Here is a 17565-nt window from a genome sequence, read left to right as displayed (position 1 = left end):
CGGATCGGAAGGTTTAATCAGAGCCGCGCTTTTTTTCTTTGTGCTCGTGCTATCCGCGGTATTTTAACCAAAAACCTCAGCCTTGACAAAAGCAGAGCGGGCCGGGATGAGAAAGCCCTCACCGCGTCAGCGTGTTTTCCGGCCGGCGACACGCACAGGCTTCCACCCGCCGCCTTTCCTTTTCCAGCCAGCCTTCGTAAGCGGCACCGCTGCCGTGGGAGATCCAGCCGTCCAGCACGAAGGGCAACGCTCCGTCGGCGGCGATCCACTGGCCGTTGAACTTGCGCGCCAGGTGGACATGGGTGCCGGTGGCGATGCCGCCTTCGCAGGAGGGGTGCCCGATGCGTTCCCCAGGGTAGAGGTGTTGTCCTACGGGCACGCGTTCCCGGGCGGCGATGTGCAGATAGAGCACCGCCCAGCCGGTTTGCTCGTGGCCGTCGCCGTCTAGGTCGAGCACCACCACGCCCCGCTCGCTGCGCACCATGACTCCCTCGGCCACCGCCGTCACCCAGGCCTGCAATGAGGTGCACCCCGTCGCCGCGTCGCCGGGAGCGAACTCCAGGGCAGCGCAGGCCGAGCCATCTCCCCAGGCGCTGTGGGGGCCGCCGGTGAAGTACCAGGGTACCCCCCGGCTCGAAGGGCAGTTGCATGACTGGCTGGCTCAGGTCGGGGGGCACCAGCGGTTCGATGGCCCGTGCGAAAGGATTGCCGAAAAGCGCGGCGTAGGTCGCCGCAAAGCCCTGAGGGTTACGGCTTGCTGCCAGGCGTCGTAACCGAACAACAGCCCAAAAGGCGTTGCGCCGCGGCCGTGGCGGCGTTGACCGTGGGGTTGGGGCGCACCAGGCTGCCGTCGGCCAGCACGAAGACGGGCAGCGCGTTGACCTGCCACAGATAGTACCCGCGGTTGAGTTCGTTGGCTGCCCAGGAGAGTTGGCCCCACAGGCCCTGGTGGAGCCCGTCGCGCCGGCCCAGGGGATAGGTGGCGAAGGCCGGGTTCGGTGCGTCTTGGGCGATCCATCTGCCGCGGTAATCCAGCAGGGCCAGCAGGAGGCGGGGGCCGACGGAGTAGTCGGCCGCGAGGGTGGCCGAGGTGTCCGCCCGGTGAGGGGCTGACCGTACACCGGTATAGTGGCTCAGAAAGCCCCCCTATTGGGCGAGCCAGGCGGAGGTCGTGAACCCGGCATCCAGCGGACCGGCCATCAGTTCCGAAACGGGCAGGGTTTTGAAGCCCGGGGCCTGGCCGACCGGCTCAAGGGGCGGGATGCGCAGCACCTGGCCCACGCGGAGGAGGTTGGGGCCGGTAAGGGCGTTGACCGCCATCAGCGTTTGCAGGCTGACCTAGTAGCGCTGGGCGATGGCAGCCAGGTTCAGCGCCCCTACCACGGCCAGCGCGGCTCGTTGCACGCGGTTAGGGGACATCGAGGATCACGGCCTTGCGGCTTTCGGTGTGGTAGAGGGCGTAGGTGCTGCGGCCCGTCAGACCGCCGAAGAGTTCGCCGGGGTTGAGCAATAGGGTGCGCCCAAGGGTCTCCTGGTGCAGGCGGTGGTCGTGACCGTAACACACCAGGTCATAAGCCCCGCTTTGGGCCACAGCCCGCGCCACCTGAGGGTAGTGAGTTAGGGCGATGCGCACGCCGCCCAAGGTGAGGTCGGCGAAGTCGCCGTGCAGGTACACATTCCCGGCCTCGGCCGCGGCCACGGTGAGCAATTGCCGGTCGCCGTCGTTGTTGCCCCATACCACATGGATGGGCTTCCCCTGCACGCCAGCGGCCAGTTTGCGCAACAGGAACGGCGAACACAGGTCGCCGCAGTGCAGGATGGCGTCCACCTCGGCCAGTTGCGGCAGGATGCTGTCCACGCGCCAGATGTGGTCGTGGGTGTCGCTGAGGATGGCGAGTTTCATGGCGTCCCCTCCTTCCGTTATAATACCGTGTACGGATTATACCCCGACCCGCTTCTCCCGGACCCAGGGGAAGGAGCCGCGTCCAAGGAGTGCCTCATGCCCCGTGTGGCTTTGTTCCTGGATTTCGAGAACCTCTACAACGCCCTGAAGGCCCGCGCCCGCCGCAGGGATCCCCGCCATCCGTATGGGGAATCGCCTTTCATGGACTTCGGGCAGTTGGTGGCCTACATCGAGGAAAACTACGGCTCCCTGGCCCGGGAGGATTTCATCGCCGTAGCCAACTTCACCCACTACAACCCGCAAAAAGGTGGGCTGAACCGCTACGCGACCGTGATCGACGCCCAGAGTTTCATGGGGCCCCAGGTGCGGCGGGTGCGGCAGCACAGCGGGGGAAAGAAGTGGGTCATTCGCAACTTTGCCGACATGCGGTTGGCCTTTGAGGTGGGGCGGCATGTGGCCACCCGCCCTGCCGATGTCTACATCCTGGGCAGCGGGGACGAAGCCTTTACCGCGCTGGGACGCACTTTGCGCGAGATGGGCTTTCAGGTGGTCTTCCTGGTGGCGGATCCCAACGCGCCGAGCACCGACGCCAACATTCGCGCCGAGTTCGACCTGCTCGATTTTCGCGTGACCCAGCGCGAGCCGGAGCCGGAACCGCCCCCCACCCAGGCGCAGGAGACGGTCGAGGAGGACGAGGTGGCCCGTTTTTGCGCCGCCCTGAGCGATCTGCGGCAGCGGCTGAGCACGGGCATCCCGGTGCGATTGATGGAAGCTTTGTACGGCCCTTCTCAAGCGGCCGAGATGCTCCGCAAGGCGCAGGGCCGTGGGCTGGTGGACCTGTGGGAAGGGCCGACCGGCGTGCGCTGTGTTTCGTTGCAAACGGAGCGCGTGCTGGGGACGGTGCAGAAGATGCCTACGCGGGAGGGCGTGCGCCGCGCCGCCGAGGTGCTGGCTGCGGTGGTTGAGATCGCCCAAAGCGCGCCCCGCGACGCCGACCGCGCCTACTGGCGGCGGGCGTTGCGCCAGCGCCTGGGCGTGAGCAGCAGGACGGCCAAGGCGCTGTTGGAGCGGTTGCTGTCCCTGGGTGTGTTGCGTGATGGGTGGATGCGGCAACCGCGCATCACGGTGGAGACGGTGGAGGCCCTGAGCCGCGAGGTCCTGCCCGAGGTGCCGTCGGCCCCGCCTCAACCCAAGGGGAAGAGCCCGTGACCCTCAGGCGCTAAACCATCTCCCCGCTTGTCCTGAACTCCGCCCCGTGATACACTTGAATTACCATGAAAACCACAGTCCTGGTCATCGCGGCGGCCGAAGGTTTTGGGGAGTTGATTCGCCAGACCTTGGAGGAGACAGGACGCTACCGCGTGGTCGTGGTGCGTCGGCCCCAGGCGGTGCCTGAGGCCCTGGCGCAGCACCACCCGCAAATCATCCTGTTGGATGGAGATGTGGATCCCCCAAGGGCGGGGGAAACCCTGCAGGCGTTGCAGGCTCAGGCCCCTCGGGCCAGGGTGGTGTTCATCCCGCCAGAGGGTTTCGCTCCCGATGAGGCCCGTGACCTGGGCGCGGCCGCGTTGCTGGACAAGCCTTTTTATCTGCCGGATTTGCTTGAGCAGGTGGACCGCCTGGCCCAAGAGGTGGAAGCGGCCCCCGAGAGGCCGGAGACGCTACCGGGATGGCTGGCCAATGCCGATCAGGCGGCGCAACATCTGGCGCGTTTGACCCTGGAATCCCTGGCCGTGGCCTCGGCGATGGTGACCCGTGATGGGAGGCTGTATGCCTACGCCGGGCAACTGCCCCGTCTGGCCGCCAACGAGTTGGCCCAAACGGTGGCCTACTACTGGGAGGCCGGGGGGCAGGCCGACTTTGCCCGTTACATGACCTTGAGCGCCGTCCAGGGAGAGTTCATGGTGTATGTCACCCAGGTGATGCCGGATGTGGCTCTGGCCTTGCTGTTTGAGAGTCGAACCCCCTTCACCCGTATCCGTGAACAGGCGGCCCGTTTGGCTCAGGCGCTGAGTGAGATCCCCGGTGCATCCCCGGAGGCCGGGGAGTCTGAAGCCTCCCCCGCGCCCTCGGCCCCGGTCGATGTGGAAGAGGTCCGGCAGGGGCTGCCGCCCGACGAACCGGAGTCGGGGGAGGATGCCCTGCCCCCCGAGGCCTTCAAGCCTCTCTTTAAAGATGTGCCTCCGCCCATTCCTGAGGATTGGGCCCCAGAGGCGGCGCTGTCGCCCGAACATCGCGCCATCCTCGATGCCCTGCTGCAGGCCGAGGAGACCGAGGCCAGGGCTGCGGAGGCTCCGGATGTGCAAGCCGCCCAGAAGGGCGATGTGCTGGCCTCGCCGTCCCAGGAGCCTGGTCCGCTTTCTGCGTCGGCGACGGAGGAGGAGCCAGGGCTGCCTCCTCCCGCCGGGGAGGATGGAGAGGCCTTGCCCGCGGCTTCCATCCGGCAGGAGGCGAGCCCCCCGTCACCCGCTGCAGGCGCGGAGCCGCAAGAGGACCTTTCCGAAGCGCCCACCGTGGCCGTTTGGGTGGAGGAGGAAGCCCCCGCAGACGAGGGTGCCTCTCCTGGGCTGAGCCTCGACGAAGCCCCTGGGCCGAGCCCTTCCGAGGCCCCCACGCGCCCCGTGGGCGCAACAGAGCTGGCCGGTTCGGGCACTTCGGCGGTTGAGCCTTCCTCCCTGGCGCCGGCGTTGCCTCCTCCGGCCACTATGACCCGCGCCGACCTGCACTATGCCTGCGTGCTGGTGCCCCGCATGCCGCATCACCACATCACCGGTGAGTTGGCCCGCAACCTCAACCGGTGGGTGCAGCGCATTGCGGTGGCCTTTGGCTGGCGTCTGGTGCATCTGGCCGTGCGGCCCAATTATTTGCACTGGGTGGTCCAGGTGCTGCCCAACACCTCCCCGGCCTATGCCGTGCGGGTGATTCGCGAGCACACCTCCCATCGCATCTTCAGCGCCTTCCCTTACCTGGCCCACGACAACCCCTCTGGCGACTTTTGGGCGCCGGGGTATCTGGTCATCGGACAAGCCCATCCTTTGCCTCAGACCGTCATTTTGGAGTTCCTCTGGGAAGTGCGCCAACGGCAGGGAGTGGAAAAGTAGCCTATGCCGCCAACCGTCTATCTCCTCGACGGCCATGCCCTGGCCTATCGCGCTTACTTTGCGCTCACCGGCGGCTCGGAGGACATGGCCCGCCGGTGGATGACTTCCTCCGGTGAGCCGACCGCTGCCGTGTACGGCTTTGCCAGCATTCTGCTGCGCCTGCTGGAACACGAGCGGCCCGACTATTTGGCCATTTCCTTTGATACGGGTCGGACCTTCCGTGACGACCTCTTTCCCGAGTACAAGGCCACGCGGGCCAAGATGCCCGACGACCTGGTGCCGCAAATCGAACGCATCCGCCAACTGGTGGACGCTTTCAACATCCCCCGCGTGGAGGTTGAAGGATACGAGGCGGACGATGTGCTGGGCAGCCTGGCCCGTTGGGCCGCGGACGATACCGGCCTGGGGGTGAAAATCGTCACCGGTGACCGCGACCTGCTCCAACTGGTCAGCGAGCGGGTCATCGTCTCCCTGCCTGGGCGCCAACTTTCCGACGCCCAGGACTACACCCCCGAGCGGGTGTTCCGAAAATACGGCGTGCGGCCCGAACAGTTCGTGGACTTCAAGGCCCTGGTCGGCGACAAATCCGACAACATTCCCGGTGTGCGCGGCATCGGCGAGAAGACCGCCGCCAAACTCCTCCAACAGTATGGCGACCTGGACAACCTCTACGCCCACCTGGACGAACTCAGCCCCTCCCTGCGCAAGAAACTGGGGGCGGGCCGCGAGGACGCCTACCTCAGCCGGGAACTGGCCCGCATCGTCACCGATTTGCCCGTGCGGCTGGACCTGGAACAGGCCCGCCCTGACCGGTTTGACCCCGCCCGGGTGGAAACCCTGTTCCGGGCACTGGAATTCCGTTCCCTGATGAAGCGCTTTGCCGAACTGCGCCGGACGTTGGGGCTGGGGGTCGCGCCCCAGGCGACGCAACTCCCCCTGTTGCAGGTGACCGCTCCCCAGGAAACCCCAGAGGAGGTCACCGTCTCCGGGTTAGGGTTCACCACCCACATTGTCCAGACCCCGGAGGCCCTGCAAGCTCTGGTGCGGCGTTTGTCGCAGGCGCAGCGTCTGGCCGTGGACACCGAGACCACCTCCACGGATCAGATGCGGGCTGAGTTGGTGGGCCTGTCGCTGGCCCTGGACGACCGGGAGGGCTACTACATCCCTGTGGCCCATCGCACCGGCGAGCCGCAACTGCCCTGGGAGCAGGTGCGCGAGGCCCTGCGCCCGGCGCTGGAGGACCCCGACCTGCCCAAGGTGGGGCACAATTTGAAGTACGACATCGTGGTGCTGGCCCGCCACGGCCTGCGGGTGGCACCGCTGGCCTTCGATACCATGATCGCCGAGTGGCTGCGCGACCCGGCTTCGCGCAACCTGGGGCTGAAGAACCTGGCCTGGGTGCGCCTAGGCGTGGAGATGACCGAAATCGCCGACCTTATCGGCAAGGGCCGCAAGCAGATCAGCATGGCCGAGGTGCCGGTGAGCAAGGTGGCCCCCTACGCGGCCGCCGATGTGGTCATGGTGCAGCGCCTCATCCCCTTGCTGGAAGCCGACCTGCGGGAACGGGCGGCCCTGCGCCTCTTCCACGAGGTGGAGATGCCCTTGGTGTGGGTGCTGGCCGAGATGGAGATGGCCGGGGTGCTGCTGGATACCGCCTTCCTCCAGCACATGTCGGCCCAACTGGCCCAACGGATGCACGCACTGGAGGAGCGGATTTTCCAGGCGGTAGGACGGCGCTTTAACCTCAACTCGACGCAGCAACTTTCCAAAGCCCTCTTTGAAGACCTGGGCCTCAAGCCCCCTGACCGCACCCGCAAGACCAAGAGCGGCTACTATTCCACCTCGGCCAGCGTACTGGAGGCCCTGCGCGACGCCCACCCCGCCGCGGCCTGGATTCTGGAGCACCGCGAACTGGCCAAACTCAAGTCCACCTATGTGGACGCCCTGCCCCAGCAAATTCACCCCGAAACCGGGCGAGTGCACACCTCCTTCAACCAGACGGGCACGGTCACCGGGCGTATTGCTTCCTCGGACCCCAACTTGCAGAACATCCCCATTCGCACGCCCATCGGCCGCGAGGTGCGCAAGGCCTTCATCGCCCCGCCGGACCATCTGCTGCTTTCGGTGGACTACTCCCAGGTCGAACTGCGCATTGTAGCCCACATCGCCAACGATGAGAACATGATCGCCGCGTTTCAGGCCGGGCTGGATATCCACGCGGCCACCGCCGCCGCCATCTACGGCGTGCCCCTGGAGGCAGTGACCAAAGAGATGCGCCGTCACGCCAAGGCGGTGAACTTCGGCCTGATTTACGGCATGAGCCCCTACGGCCTGACCCGCTCCACCGACCTCACCCTGGCCGAGGCCGAGGACTTTGTGGAGGCCTACTTCCGTCAGTTCCCGGGGGTCAAGCGATACATCGAGGAAACGCGGCGCAAGGCCACCGAATTAGGCTATGTGGAAACTCTGTTGGGCCGCCGGCGCTACTTCCCAGCGCTGCAGAACCCCCACACCAACCGCCAGGTGCGCCAACGGGAGGAGCGCGAAGCCATCAACGCCCCCATCCAGGGCAGTGCGGCGGACATCATGAAGGTGGCCATGTTGCAGGTGCACGCTTTGCTCCAGGAGCGCCGTTTGCCTGCCAGAATGCTGATCCAGGTTCACGATGAAGTCGTGCTGGAAGTGCGCCGCCACGCGCTGAACGAGACGGTGCGTGCCGTGCGGGAGGCCATGGAAGGGGCCTATCGCCTCAGAGTGCCCTTGGTCACCGACGCCCGCGTCGGCCCCAACTGGGGGGAAATGGAGCCGGTGGGGTGAGCAAGGTGACGGAGGGGCGTCGGAGAGGATACGCTCTGGCAGACGAAAAGAGGATCCCACGGTTAGGCGGTCCTGGCTGAATTTGAGGCACGCCCTCCATCGTCCTGGCCGTCCGGATGGCAACCTTGTTGACCCGGACGGCCGATTTTACAACCTGTTCACATCCACCTGACACTCCTTGTGATCGTCTTTGGCTATCCTGAAAGTGCCTCGGAAGGGGGGCAGACGGCGGTGGTTCGCCCTCTTCCCTTCGCATAGGCTCTTGCAGCGGTAGCCTGAATCCTTGTTGGAGGTGAGCAGGGCTTGGCGACGCGCTTTTCCGGTTTGGTTGCTGCTCCTGGCCCTGGTTGGCTGTAACCTTCCCGCGGCCGGAGGCGCTCCGGCACCCCGCCCTCCCTGTTCTGCGGTGTTCCCTGCCGGAGGCGCGGGGCCGCTCGCCTCACCCCTGGCCCGGCCGACGCGCCCGGCACCTGTGCCCTCGCCGACCCCGGCGCCCACCCCTATGCCCAGCGGGCCGGCCGCGCTGCTCTTCGGCATCGGCGTCCATATCGAGCCCATGGGCGAGACGGCCTAGGGCTACCGCAGCGGCAAGATGGATTACGCCAACCCCAAGGCCTTCCAGCGCCACGCCTGGATGCCTTGGCGCAAATTGTGGAGGCTCACGGTGGTATGCTCACCGTGCAGGCTCAATCGCCTTTCACCACGTAGGCCATCGCCCTGGGAAACATAGTTCTGGCCGACCTGGCGGCCCGCGGCCACGAGATTGCCCTGCACTTCCACGAAGACGCTCACCTGGGCCCGGATGTCAACACCCTGCTGCCTGGAACGATGGTGCGCCGTGATGCAGAGGGAAATCGGCTACATCCGTCAGGCCAGTGGGGTGGAGCGCATCCGCTACTGGAGCGGCGGCAACCTGTACCCCCATCTGCTGGAGGCCGCCACCTGCGCCGGGTTGGAAATGAACTCGGATTGGAAGAACCCCCCGCACGCAGACCACCGACTTTTCCCTGGTGGGGGTGCACCCCTGGCGGCCTTCTGGCAGCCCCAACGGCGAGGGCGTGCGCGCTTTTGCGACCCATGACCCCAACAGGCCGGTGATTTTCCTGTCCGAGGGCCGGGTGCAGTGAGCCACCTATTCTCAGATGGCCGACGCTTACATCGCCTGGGAGGAGGCACAGGGTCAGGTTGCCGTCCCAGCCCCTACCCAGGCCGTGGCCCAACCTACCCCGACCCCACCCACCGCCGCCCCCGAGGGCTACCTGACCTTCGTGGTCAATGTGCACGGCTGGGTGCATGTGGAGCAGAACGCGGCCACCCTGTTGCGCCTGATCGACCTCTTTCAGCGCTACGGCGTGCGCGGGGGTTTCTACCTCACCGCACCGGTGGCCCGCGCCTACGCCGCGTAGTACCCCGAGGTGCTCCAGCGGCTGCGCGAGAGCGGCATGACGGTGAGTTACCATGTGCGCGCCCCGCATCCGCTGACCGAGGGCTTTTCCGTGTTTCTGGAAGGCCTCCAGGGCGACGCGCTGTGTCAGACCATCCTGGACTATGAAACCTACCGCCTGGACCTGGCTACCGGCGGCCTGGACCGCACCCGGCAGGCGGCTACGCCTATGTGGCGCAACTGCTGGGCAGCCCACCCGTGGCCGTGGCGGCCAGGGCCGGCCCGACCCTGATGGCCGTGGCCCGCCCGGTGTATGCCGACCTGGGGGCGCGTATGGTGGTGCTCTCCCACGAGTCGGGCGCGGACATTGCCCAGCCCTTCATCTATGTGGACGGCTTGCTGGCCCGCCCGGTGGATTGCAGCATCACGCGGGTCACTCTGGTAAATAGCAGCCAGAACTTCTGGTGGAATCTGGTCATGGGGCCACAGACTGCCGAATACGCCCAGGTTCACCTGTGGCAGGCTCAACTGGCCGACTGGCAGGCCCAGGGCTACCTGTGCCCGCCTTTCATTTTGGCCCACATTCACGAGAACAACTTCTACCGCCGGGGCTCAGTGGCCTGGGATTCGTACTACTACCAGATCGACGCCCACGGGAACAAGACCACGCCCCTCGCCCCGCCTTTCGACTTGAGCGCGCCCGATCCGTCCACCCTGCGCCCGGCGCAGGAGCAGGAGGCCATCTGGCAGACCTACGAGGCCATGGTGGTCTGGGCGGCCGGGCATCTGCAGGTGGTCACTTCGGCGAATGTGGTGGACCTGGCCGCTGCGGCGGGGCGATAGCGTGGTCTTCCGCTGCGTCCGGAGAATGACCTGACCCTGGTTCCTTCCTCTTATCCGTGTCTGGCGTATACCCTCCACGCCGTCTTACCCCAGGTGTTGACCGATGAAGCGACTCCTCCCCCTTGGCTTTTTCGTCTTTGTGCTGCTCCTTGCCGCCTGTGCGCGGCCCCTCCGTCCCTCCCGTCCGGGCGCACAACAGCCGCCCGGGCCGTCACCGGCTGGTCCGGCGCAGCTTACACCTTTGCCCGCCCAGCCTTCGCCTACGACCGTCCCCCAGGCCGCACCGTCGCCCACCGCTACGAGGGAGTGCCCCACCGGCATGGGGGAGGGATCCGGCGACTCGCCCATTTACGCCCATCGGGTTTACCTGACCACCAGTCTGGATGGGCGCACCTTCACCCCTATCGGTCAGCCCGTGGCCGCGCCGGGGATCTCCGAACTGATCGCCTTCCCCGACGACAGCGTGGGCCTGTAGCTGGCGCAAACCTTCTTCCTCTCCACCGACGGCGGTCAGACCTGGACGGAGCGCCTCGGCCGCCGCGGGCCGGGCAGCGGCGGCAGCCTTTCCGTTACCGCTTCCCCAGACGGCGGCTACCTCTTCGCTTACCTGGAAATGGCCGCCGGGAATGGGGCGCCGCCCCCCTCCCCCGAATCAGGCGAGGGCACCCCGGCCTTCAACCCCTTTACGGACCTGACCGCCGAACAGCAGGCCTGCCTGCGAGAGGCCTGGGGTGACGCAGCCTTTGCCGCCATCACCACCTTTCAGCGCCCGCCCACGCAGGAGGAAGAACCGGCGTTGAGCGCTTGCGGCGTGATGCCGCCCGGCGGCCCGGAAAACGGCCCCGGCGGGGGGCACGCCTCCTGAGGGCGGGCAGGGCAACCAGCCCCCTGCGGAGGCCCGGTCGACACCATGGCCCCTCCCCAGGGCAACCCCCAGGAGGTGGCCCTCGACCTCCATCTCACCGCGCCCTACCTGATAGCTTTCCTGGCCTGCGACACCACAATCTCATCCTGTGCGACCCCGCTGACCATCATTTACCTGGCCCAAAGCGATGATGGGGCGCACTGGCAGGTCGTCCCTGGCTGGCGGCCTTTCCAGGGTTCGGTGCCCGACCTGATTCGCCGCGGCCAGACGCTCCACATCTACACCCCTGGTATGTTGACCCGCTACCACCTGGACACCGGGGTGCTGGAGGCCACCCGGCCGGTGCCCATCGAGGGCGTCTCCGGAGGGTTCGTGGCCCTTTCCCTCATCCTGGATGACCAGGGGCGGCTGGTGCTGTTCTTCCTGCACGGCCAAATGGGGGGCGATCCAGCGGTGTGCGCCCCTGAAGAAAGCCGTTGCCAACGGCAAATTGGCGTCGCCACGGAGGTCCCCGGCAGCGACGGCAGCCGCTTCACGCTGGACGCCGACGCCGGGCTCACGGTGGAAGTGGGCGGCGCGACGGCCTGTCGCTCGGTCTCGGATCCGGACATCTTCTTCGATGGCCGGCAGTATGTGCTCTACCTTTCCCACGGCCTCTCCATCTCGGTCTGGACCTCGCCCGACCTGCGTGGCACCTACACCCTGGTGGACGCGCTGCCCGGCGGTTTGCTCGCCTCGGCCAGCGGTGGCGTCCCCGCCGGGTATTTCGACCCTGTCAGCGGGCAGTACTGGACTTACGCGCACTACGCCTCCGGGCCGAACATCCCCACGGTGATCCGTCTGACGCGCCCTTTGGCCCATGCTTCCTTCACCACCATCCTGACCGGCGAACAGGCAGGTCTGGGCGCCGGCTGGATGGTGGGCAGCCCTTCGTTTGCGCTCAATTAACCATAGAAAGGAACGCAAAATGAGTCTGATGCTGGATGCCGAGGAACAGTTGTTGCGCAAGGATGTGGGCTCGTTCGTCCAGGGGCCGTTGCGCGTGCGACCGGGCGGGTGGCGCTGCTCCAGAAATCTGGGTGTGCATGGAGGTGGGTCTGGTAAGTAGTGGCGCATGGCTTGACAAAATAGCACATACTGCTATAATCGAAAGCGACCGGCGCACCTTGACAAATGGGTTTGTCTTTTCATCAAGAAAGGAGGCCTGATTGACACAGGCTTGGCAGGTAGTGTTTTACGAGTTGCCCAGCGGGCGATGCCCGGTGGCGGAATTTATCACTGCCCAAAGCAAGTCCGACCAGGCTCTGATTTTGGCTGAGTTGGACGAGTTACAAGCCTTTGGCCCCTTTCCCAGGGGGAACAAGTTGCGTCCGCTGCGAGGCAGGTTGTGGGAGCTGCGCTTTCGAGGCTCACGGTGCCCCTATCGGTTCCTTTTCTTCCGTGCCTCGGAGCGGAAAATTGTCGTAGTGCACGCATTTTGCAAGCAATCGCGTAAGACGCCGCAGCGCGACTTAGAGTTGGCCTTGCGGCGGATGCGGGAATACCTTTCCCGTAATTAGCAAGAGCAAGGTGCGCCGGTCATGACTAGGTTGTTTTTTTGCCGTTGAGCGCTGGAACATGAGGAGTGGAAGATGGATTACCGCGCATTCCGTGATGGCTTGCTGGCCGATGACCCCGAGTTGCAGCGTTTGTACGAGGAAGAGACCCGGCGGTTGGAGCGACAGATCGCCCGGGCCGTAACCCAACTACGACAGGAAAAGGGATGGTCCCAGGCGCAACTGGCCGAGGCGTTGGGTACAACCCAATCCGTGATCGCCCGCCTGGAGAGCGGCACCCATCGGCCATCGCTGGCGACCTTGCAGAAAGTAGCCCGGGTGCTGGGCGCTCGTCTGGAAGTGCGGCTGGAGAAATGAAGAAGGGTGGTTTGACCTTCTTCATCCCGAAGGTAAAGGGGCCTGAGCGGCGTTTTGCTTCTCAGGCCCCTTTTTGTTGCCCTCAGTCGGCAAATCCCAAATTGCGCATGGCCTGAGCGGTGTTGGGCGTTTGTCCTGCTTCGCCCAGCAGGTTGCGCCAGAATTCGTCGTTATAGCGCACGGTGCGCACCGGCAAAGGCATGGGGACGCCCCAGCCCAGCAGCAGCACTTCCTCCTTGGGCTGCAGGCGGCTGAGCATCCCCCGCAGTTGCTCGCGGCCGGCCAGGCCCGAGAGCACGGCACGGATGTCGTCGTCGTCGCCCAGCCAGCCCGAGATGCGCGTGCCTAACTGGGACATGACCTCGTCGTAAATTTGCGAAGGGCGCTGGTCAATGATGAGCAGGGTCACATAGTACTTGCGCATCTCGCGGGCGATGGTGCTGAAGATGGTCTGCGAGGCCATCTCGCGGTTGAGCAGTTTATGGGCCTCCTCGACCACGATGACCAGGGGGCGCGGCTCCTGGTCACCTTGGGTGCGGTAGGCGTTGGTGCGTTTCTCCCACTCCTGGCGGATGCGGCGGGTGAGCAGGTTGGTCACCAGCAGGTAGTCCAGGTCGCTTTCGTACCTGCCGAAGGAGAGGAAAACATGCTGCCCGGAGGTCAGGGCGTCGATGATTTGGGAGACCGTGTCGCTGGCGGGGTGGTCCACGATGTAAGGTTTGTCGAACAGGCGGCGTAGTTTGTTGTGCAACCCTTCGGCAGCCATGACGTTGGTGCCCACTTCGTTGGCCCAGGCTTCGACGCTGTCGGGGGCTGGCACCCGCTTCACCTTGCCGGTGGTCTCGTCCACAATCTCTTCTTTGGCCCCTAAGCGCATCTCGCGGAAGCGGATGAACCAATCGCGGCCAAAGGACTGCACCAGGGCGTCCAAGGTGGTGGGGGTGGTCTCCTTGAGGTTCAGTTCACGGGTCAGGAGCAGGATATCCGCGGGCTCGATATCGTGGGCGTCGATTTCCAGATGAAAGTCGGGAGTCTGCCCCCGGATGGTGCTGCCTGCGCCCAGGGCGACCACCCGCACACGGGCCGGGAACTTGCTCTTCAGGCCGATGACCCGCTTGCCGGTATCCGAGGCCACATCGTCGAAGCCATACTCGTTGTGCATGTCGAAGACCAGCACCGAGGCTTTGTTGTGCTTGATAAGCCCGGCCAGCAGGATGCGGGCCAGGAAGGACTTGCCCGTGCCCGTGGCGCCGAAGATGCCCGCCGAGCGCTGGACGAATTTTTTCAGGTTGATGCGTACCGGGTGTTCCTGCTCGCGGGTGGTGCCGATCTGGAAGTGCTCGTCGTCGTCCTTACCGAAGATTTCCTCAATGTCGCCCGGCGAAGCCAGATACACCTCGGCCTGATGGGAGGGCACGGTCTTGGGGGGGCGGGGGCGAGGCCGCTCCCGCAGGCCGAGGTCGATTTCCTCCTGCCAGCGCTGGTAAGCCGCGGGATTGTCGGGGGGGCTTTCCTGCATCAGGGCCAGCAGGATTTCCAGGTCGGCGTACAGGGTCTGGCCCTGCAGCAGGGCGGCCAGGTGGCCGGGGATGCGCTGGCCTAACCGTTCGTCGGCGAAGCGCTGATCCGTGGCGCCCAGGCGGATGTCGGTGACCAGGCCGTAGAACAGGTAGCCGCCGCTCTCGGTGACCACGAAAGCGCCTTCATGCACCTGCTGAGGCGGCACGGTGAGCCGCACGCGCAGCCCGCTTTTCAGCGTGCCGCCGACCACATAGCCAATGAGTTCGCGTTGGGGGTGGGTCATTCAAGCCTCCTGCCAAAGGAGCACCAGATGTAGATTTAGGCTAAGTCGTTGGTTCCGCTTACCTTTTCCTTTGCTTGCCATTGCGCGGCCATCTGCTTCATCGCTTCCGCATACTTCGGCCTCTCGTGCAAGGTTTCGGGGTCAAAATCGGCGCCATTCGGCCATACCAGGGTGTGGGTTTCCGGATCAATCGTGACTTGTTGAAACACGCTTTCATCCTTTAGCGCCCCATAGAGTGGTCCGACCAAGATTTCCCGAAAGTCAATGACCCGTTCTACCTCGTCGTCGAACACGATCCGCAAGGTGAGCGTTCCCAATTCTCCAGCAATTCCCCTTGATGGAGTTCAGCCCAGGCTTCAACCCGGCGTTGCTGGCGACGGGGCAAGGCTCCGCCAATGGGCTCGATAGGGTCGATGCTGTAGACTGCTGTATGGTTCTGATAATACACATGAAAGTGGGGGCGGTGATGCGGGCCCCGGCTCTGCGCACATGCGGATGATGATGCCAAAGAAACAGGCGAGTTCTGGCAACGCTCTCCTCGGCGGGAGAGGGTGGAGAGATTTCTCTGGAAATTAGTCAGCGATCGCCTGCTTGGGCGTTTCCCACTCGCCTGGCAGGGCGTCGCCCAGGGCATCGAGTACCTGGATGAGGCGGTCGTAGTCGTCGCGCAACAGGGTGATGATGTGGGCCACGGCCTTGCGGCTCCACTGGGGATCGCCGCCGCGGTCGGCCAGCCGCTCGTGGGCCGCCTGGGCCTGGCGAATGTGAGCGGCCAGCAAATCCCCGACCGGCAGGTCCTGGGCCCGCAACACATGGCGGAAGTAGCCCAGGTGCGGCGTGCCGGTGAAACGCACGATTTCCTCATCGTCGCAGATGGTCAGGTCGTCCAGGCTCAGGGGCGGTCGCGGCGGCAGCAGATGAGAGATGCTCTCCCCCTGCCGGCAGCCGGTGGCCAGCACGCTGATTTCCACGGGCACATTGCGGTTGGTGCGGTTGTCGTGGATGATGTTCTCGGCCACAGCGTCGGCCAGGGCCAGTTGGCGTACGAGGCCGTCGTCGTCGATGCGGATGTCGTAGATCAGCCCGTACACCGCCTGGTCGGCGTCCAGTTCCACCCGCACCAGGGCGCCGAAGGCCAGGGCTTCCAGGCGGCTGACGCGACAACCGGCGACAAAGCCTGTGGTGCCGGCGCGCAGCAGGCGCCCGATGAGTCGTTCGTTACCGTTCATAGTGGTTCCTCTTGGCGGAGTCGTCTTTGGCACGCTGTTTGTGGGAGCGCCGGTCGGCGGTCAATCCCTTGGTCAGCAGGGCGTGTTGGACCATCCAGGTCACCTGGCGCCGGTCCTCGTGGGTGACGACGGCGGTCTCGTGGGCGCGGTGCAGGATGTAGGGGTACAGCCGACCGGGGACGATGCTGCCCTGCCAGAGCAGCACGGCGTGGACCAGGTCAACGGCTTCTGGTTGTTGGGCCACCCAGGCGGGCAGTTCCACGCGGGCCAGGATGGGTTTGTTTTGCGCCAGGCCCACATTGAGGTAGAAAAAGTGGGGGCGAAGGGCTTCCTCGTACTCTTCGAGGTATTGGGCCCGGATTTGGAACAGGGCAGTGCGGTGTCCGGGGGGGAGCCATTCCACCCAGAGGTCCTGATCCCGCACCCCGGCCCAGGGGTGGTGAGCATCCGAGGGTGGGGCGCCGTCTTCTGCAACGAGTTCCAGCATCCGCACCACCAGATCGGCGCGGGGGTTGTCCACATAACCCACAGGGGCCACGCCGAGATCCTGCAGGTGTTTCAGGGCCTGCTTGTAGTGTGCCAGGCTTTTCTGGAAATCACCGTAGCCCTCCTCGCGGCGCGGGCCCCAGAGTTCCAGAGGACCGTCGGTGAGGGCCACCACACGGGTGGGGTGAGGATGGAAGGCTTTGAGCCGTTCCACTTCGGCGGGCTGAACCCCCTGGGGGGCCCAGCCCAGGTTATGGAAGGTGGATTCCAGGGCGTGGAGGGTGTCTTGATTCCCGTGGATCAAGGCGGCGGCCCAGGCCAGGCCCAGGCGTTCGTAGAGGTCGCGTCGCAGGAGCACCGAGGCCTCGAAACCTTCGCGCTCGTGGAGTTCGCTGAGCAGCAGGTGGGAGCGTACCAGGGTGATGGGGGTCTGCCCACGGTCCATGGCCACCAGGCCCAGGTTGACCAGGCCGAAGTACACCTCGCCGTGGGGGTCGGGGTTGATCTGAGAGCCGTCGGCGGCCAGCACGACCACCCCCTCCAGGGACACCTCTGGGGGAGGGAACCCTTTGCCCAGCGGCTCCTTGGTGGGCATGGCCCCTCGCCAGCCTTTGTTCTGCTTGACGGCAGTTTCGACACGGCTCCTGATGTCGGCGAGAGATAGGTGAGCATGGCGCAGGGTGTGGCGCGCGCGTTCCAGCAGGGTCTGGATGCGCTCGACCCGGTTCTTGTAGTCGGCGGCCTTCTGGGAAACCTGGGCTTTGAGGGTGGCGAAATCCACGGGCATAAAGCGCCTCGGAGGGGGGAAACTTGTGTTCGGATTATATCACAACTGGCTGGGCAGGAACATCAGGGACGGCGGAAGGTCAGCCTCCATCCGCCCCAGAAGCGCTGGCCTTTGACTTGGCATTCCCAGGGTTGCACGGTGACCGGCTCGCCGCCGGGCAGCGGGCGTACATGGTAGGTTTGCCCCTCTTCCATGCGGAAGTCGGCGTACCCCGGCCCGATGTCGGGTTTGAGGCCGGTGAAGATGTGCTCCTCGCCGGCGTCCCAGGTGACCACGATTTCGGCTCCCGGTACGGGGTTGCCGCTGCGGTCTTCCAGCCAGAATTGGAGCAGCATCCCCAAGTTGGGGTCGCAGAGCGGTTGCTGGTCCACCAGGAGGAAAGGCGCCCCTGGGGTGGGGGTGGGCACGGGCGTACGGGTGGGCAGCGGAGTGG

Annotated in this window: 24 protein-coding genes; 14 read left to right on the top strand and 10 right to left on the bottom strand. The window is 65.4% G+C overall.

Annotated features, from left to right (window positions below; translation table 11 throughout):
* Positions 1-118: 118 nt before the first annotated feature.
* On the bottom strand, positions 119-484 hold the full coding sequence (locus G4O04_04550; GenBank protein HEY57792.1) for a M23 family metallopeptidase: 366 nt from the start codon (positions 482-484) through the stop codon (positions 119-121).
* On the opposite strand from G4O04_04550, the gene G4O04_04545 reads away from it, so the two are divergent.
* Complete coding sequence (locus G4O04_04545; protein HEY57791.1) at positions 483-773, top strand: hypothetical protein; 291 nt, start codon at positions 483-485, stop codon at positions 771-773. The genes G4O04_04550 and G4O04_04545 overlap by 2 nt on opposite strands.
* Positions 774-1146: 373 nt before the next feature.
* On the opposite strand, the gene G4O04_04540 is transcribed toward G4O04_04545, so the two are convergent.
* Positions 1147-1320 (bottom strand): hypothetical protein, encoded by a 174-nt coding sequence (locus tag G4O04_04540; GenBank protein ID HEY57790.1) that lies wholly within the window; start codon positions 1318-1320, stop codon positions 1147-1149.
* Positions 1321-1408: 88 nt separating this feature from the next.
* Positions 1409-1903 carry a metallophosphoesterase family protein gene (locus G4O04_04535; protein HEY57789.1) on the bottom strand — a complete coding sequence of 165 codons (495 nt, stop codon included), beginning with the start codon at positions 1901-1903 and terminating at the stop codon, positions 1409-1411.
* A 96-nt stretch (positions 1904-1999) separates the two neighbouring features.
* On the opposite strand from G4O04_04535, the gene G4O04_04530 reads away from it, so the two are divergent.
* The 3 genes from G4O04_04530 (at position 2000) to polA (ending at position 7821) form a co-directional block, all read left to right on the top strand.
* Entirely contained in the window at positions 2000-3112 is a 1113-nt protein-coding gene (locus tag G4O04_04530) for an NYN domain-containing protein (GenBank protein ID HEY57788.1), read from the top strand.
* A gap of 65 nt (positions 3113-3177) precedes the next feature.
* The gene (locus G4O04_04525) at positions 3178-5004 is read left to right on the top strand and encodes a hypothetical protein (protein HEY57787.1); all 1827 of its coding nucleotides are present in this window, start codon (positions 3178-3180) and stop codon (positions 5002-5004) included.
* 3 nt (positions 5005-5007) lie between these two features.
* A complete protein-coding gene (gene polA / locus G4O04_04520) occupies positions 5008-7821 on the top strand; it encodes a DNA polymerase I (GenBank protein HEY57786.1) in 2814 nt (937 codons plus the stop codon).
* A gap of 597 nt (positions 7822-8418) precedes the next feature.
* On the opposite strand, the gene G4O04_04515 is transcribed toward polA, so the two are convergent.
* A complete protein-coding gene (locus G4O04_04515) occupies positions 8419-8613 on the bottom strand; it encodes a hypothetical protein (GenBank protein ID HEY57785.1) in 195 nt (64 codons plus the stop codon).
* A gap of 46 nt (positions 8614-8659) precedes the next feature.
* On the opposite strand from G4O04_04515, the gene G4O04_04510 reads away from it, so the two are divergent.
* From G4O04_04510 to G4O04_04465, 10 genes are all read left to right on the top strand, one after another.
* Positions 8660-8902 (top strand): hypothetical protein, encoded by a 243-nt coding sequence (locus G4O04_04510; GenBank protein HEY57784.1) that lies wholly within the window; start codon positions 8660-8662, stop codon positions 8900-8902.
* 61 nt (positions 8903-8963) lie between these two features.
* Positions 8964-9227 (top strand): hypothetical protein, encoded by a 264-nt coding sequence (locus G4O04_04505; protein HEY57783.1) that lies wholly within the window; start codon positions 8964-8966, stop codon positions 9225-9227.
* A 36-nt stretch (positions 9228-9263) separates the two neighbouring features.
* Entirely contained in the window at positions 9264-9497 is a 234-nt protein-coding gene (locus tag G4O04_04500) for a hypothetical protein (protein ID HEY57782.1), read from the top strand.
* Positions 9437-10048, top strand: coding sequence for a hypothetical protein (locus G4O04_04495; protein HEY57781.1), 612 nt, complete (start codon positions 9437-9439; stop codon positions 10046-10048). Before G4O04_04500 ends, G4O04_04495 begins: the two co-directional genes overlap by 61 nt.
* Positions 10049-10367: 319 nt before the next feature.
* On the top strand, positions 10368-10523 hold the full coding sequence (locus tag G4O04_04490) for a hypothetical protein (GenBank protein ID HEY57780.1): 156 nt from the start codon (positions 10368-10370) through the stop codon (positions 10521-10523).
* Between the two features lie 138 nt (positions 10524-10661).
* On the top strand, positions 10662-10913 hold the full coding sequence (locus G4O04_04485; protein ID HEY57779.1) for a hypothetical protein: 252 nt from the start codon (positions 10662-10664) through the stop codon (positions 10911-10913).
* A 45-nt stretch (positions 10914-10958) separates the two neighbouring features.
* Entirely contained in the window at positions 10959-11861 is a 903-nt protein-coding gene (locus G4O04_04480; protein HEY57778.1) for a hypothetical protein, read from the top strand.
* 19 nt (positions 11862-11880) lie between these two features.
* Complete coding sequence (locus G4O04_04475) at positions 11881-12021, top strand: hypothetical protein (GenBank protein ID HEY57777.1); 141 nt, start codon at positions 11881-11883, stop codon at positions 12019-12021.
* A 100-nt stretch (positions 12022-12121) separates the two neighbouring features.
* Entirely contained in the window at positions 12122-12472 is a 351-nt protein-coding gene (locus tag G4O04_04470; protein HEY57776.1) for a type II toxin-antitoxin system RelE/ParE family toxin, read from the top strand.
* A 72-nt stretch (positions 12473-12544) separates the two neighbouring features.
* The gene (locus G4O04_04465) at positions 12545-12826 is read left to right on the top strand and encodes a helix-turn-helix transcriptional regulator (protein ID HEY57775.1); all 282 of its coding nucleotides are present in this window, start codon (positions 12545-12547) and stop codon (positions 12824-12826) included.
* 82 nt (positions 12827-12908) lie between these two features.
* On the opposite strand, the gene G4O04_04460 is transcribed toward G4O04_04465, so the two are convergent.
* From G4O04_04460 to G4O04_04435, 6 genes are all read right to left on the bottom strand, one after another.
* Positions 12909-14630, bottom strand: a complete 1722-nt coding sequence (locus G4O04_04460; protein HEY57774.1) for a DUF87 domain-containing protein — start codon at positions 14628-14630, stop codon at positions 12909-12911.
* A gap of 35 nt (positions 14631-14665) precedes the next feature.
* Positions 14666-14959 (bottom strand): DUF2442 domain-containing protein, encoded by a 294-nt coding sequence (locus G4O04_04455; protein HEY57773.1) that lies wholly within the window; start codon positions 14957-14959, stop codon positions 14666-14668.
* Positions 14905-15264 (bottom strand): DUF4160 domain-containing protein, encoded by a 360-nt coding sequence (locus G4O04_04450; GenBank protein HEY57772.1) that lies wholly within the window; start codon positions 15262-15264, stop codon positions 14905-14907. The genes G4O04_04455 and G4O04_04450 overlap by 55 nt, the downstream gene beginning before the upstream one ends.
* The gene (locus G4O04_04445; protein ID HEY57771.1) at positions 15203-15859 is read right to left on the bottom strand and encodes a hypothetical protein; all 657 of its coding nucleotides are present in this window, start codon (positions 15857-15859) and stop codon (positions 15203-15205) included. The genes G4O04_04450 and G4O04_04445 overlap by 62 nt, the downstream gene beginning before the upstream one ends.
* Entirely contained in the window at positions 15849-17132 is a 1284-nt protein-coding gene (locus tag G4O04_04440; protein HEY57770.1) for a DNA double-strand break repair nuclease NurA, read from the bottom strand. Before G4O04_04440 ends, G4O04_04445 begins: the two co-directional genes overlap by 11 nt.
* A 62-nt stretch (positions 17133-17194) precedes the next feature.
* Positions 17195-17565: hypothetical protein (locus G4O04_04435; protein HEY57769.1), on the bottom strand; the 371-nt coding region annotated here is incomplete at its 5' end.

The sequence above is a fragment of the Anaerolineae bacterium genome (assembly GCA_011176535.1).
GTDB lineage: Bacteria > Chloroflexota > Anaerolineae > Anaerolineales > DRMV01 > DUEP01.
The sequence above is the reverse complement of the archived record's forward strand: the minus strand, read 5'-3'. Positions and strand labels throughout refer to the sequence as shown.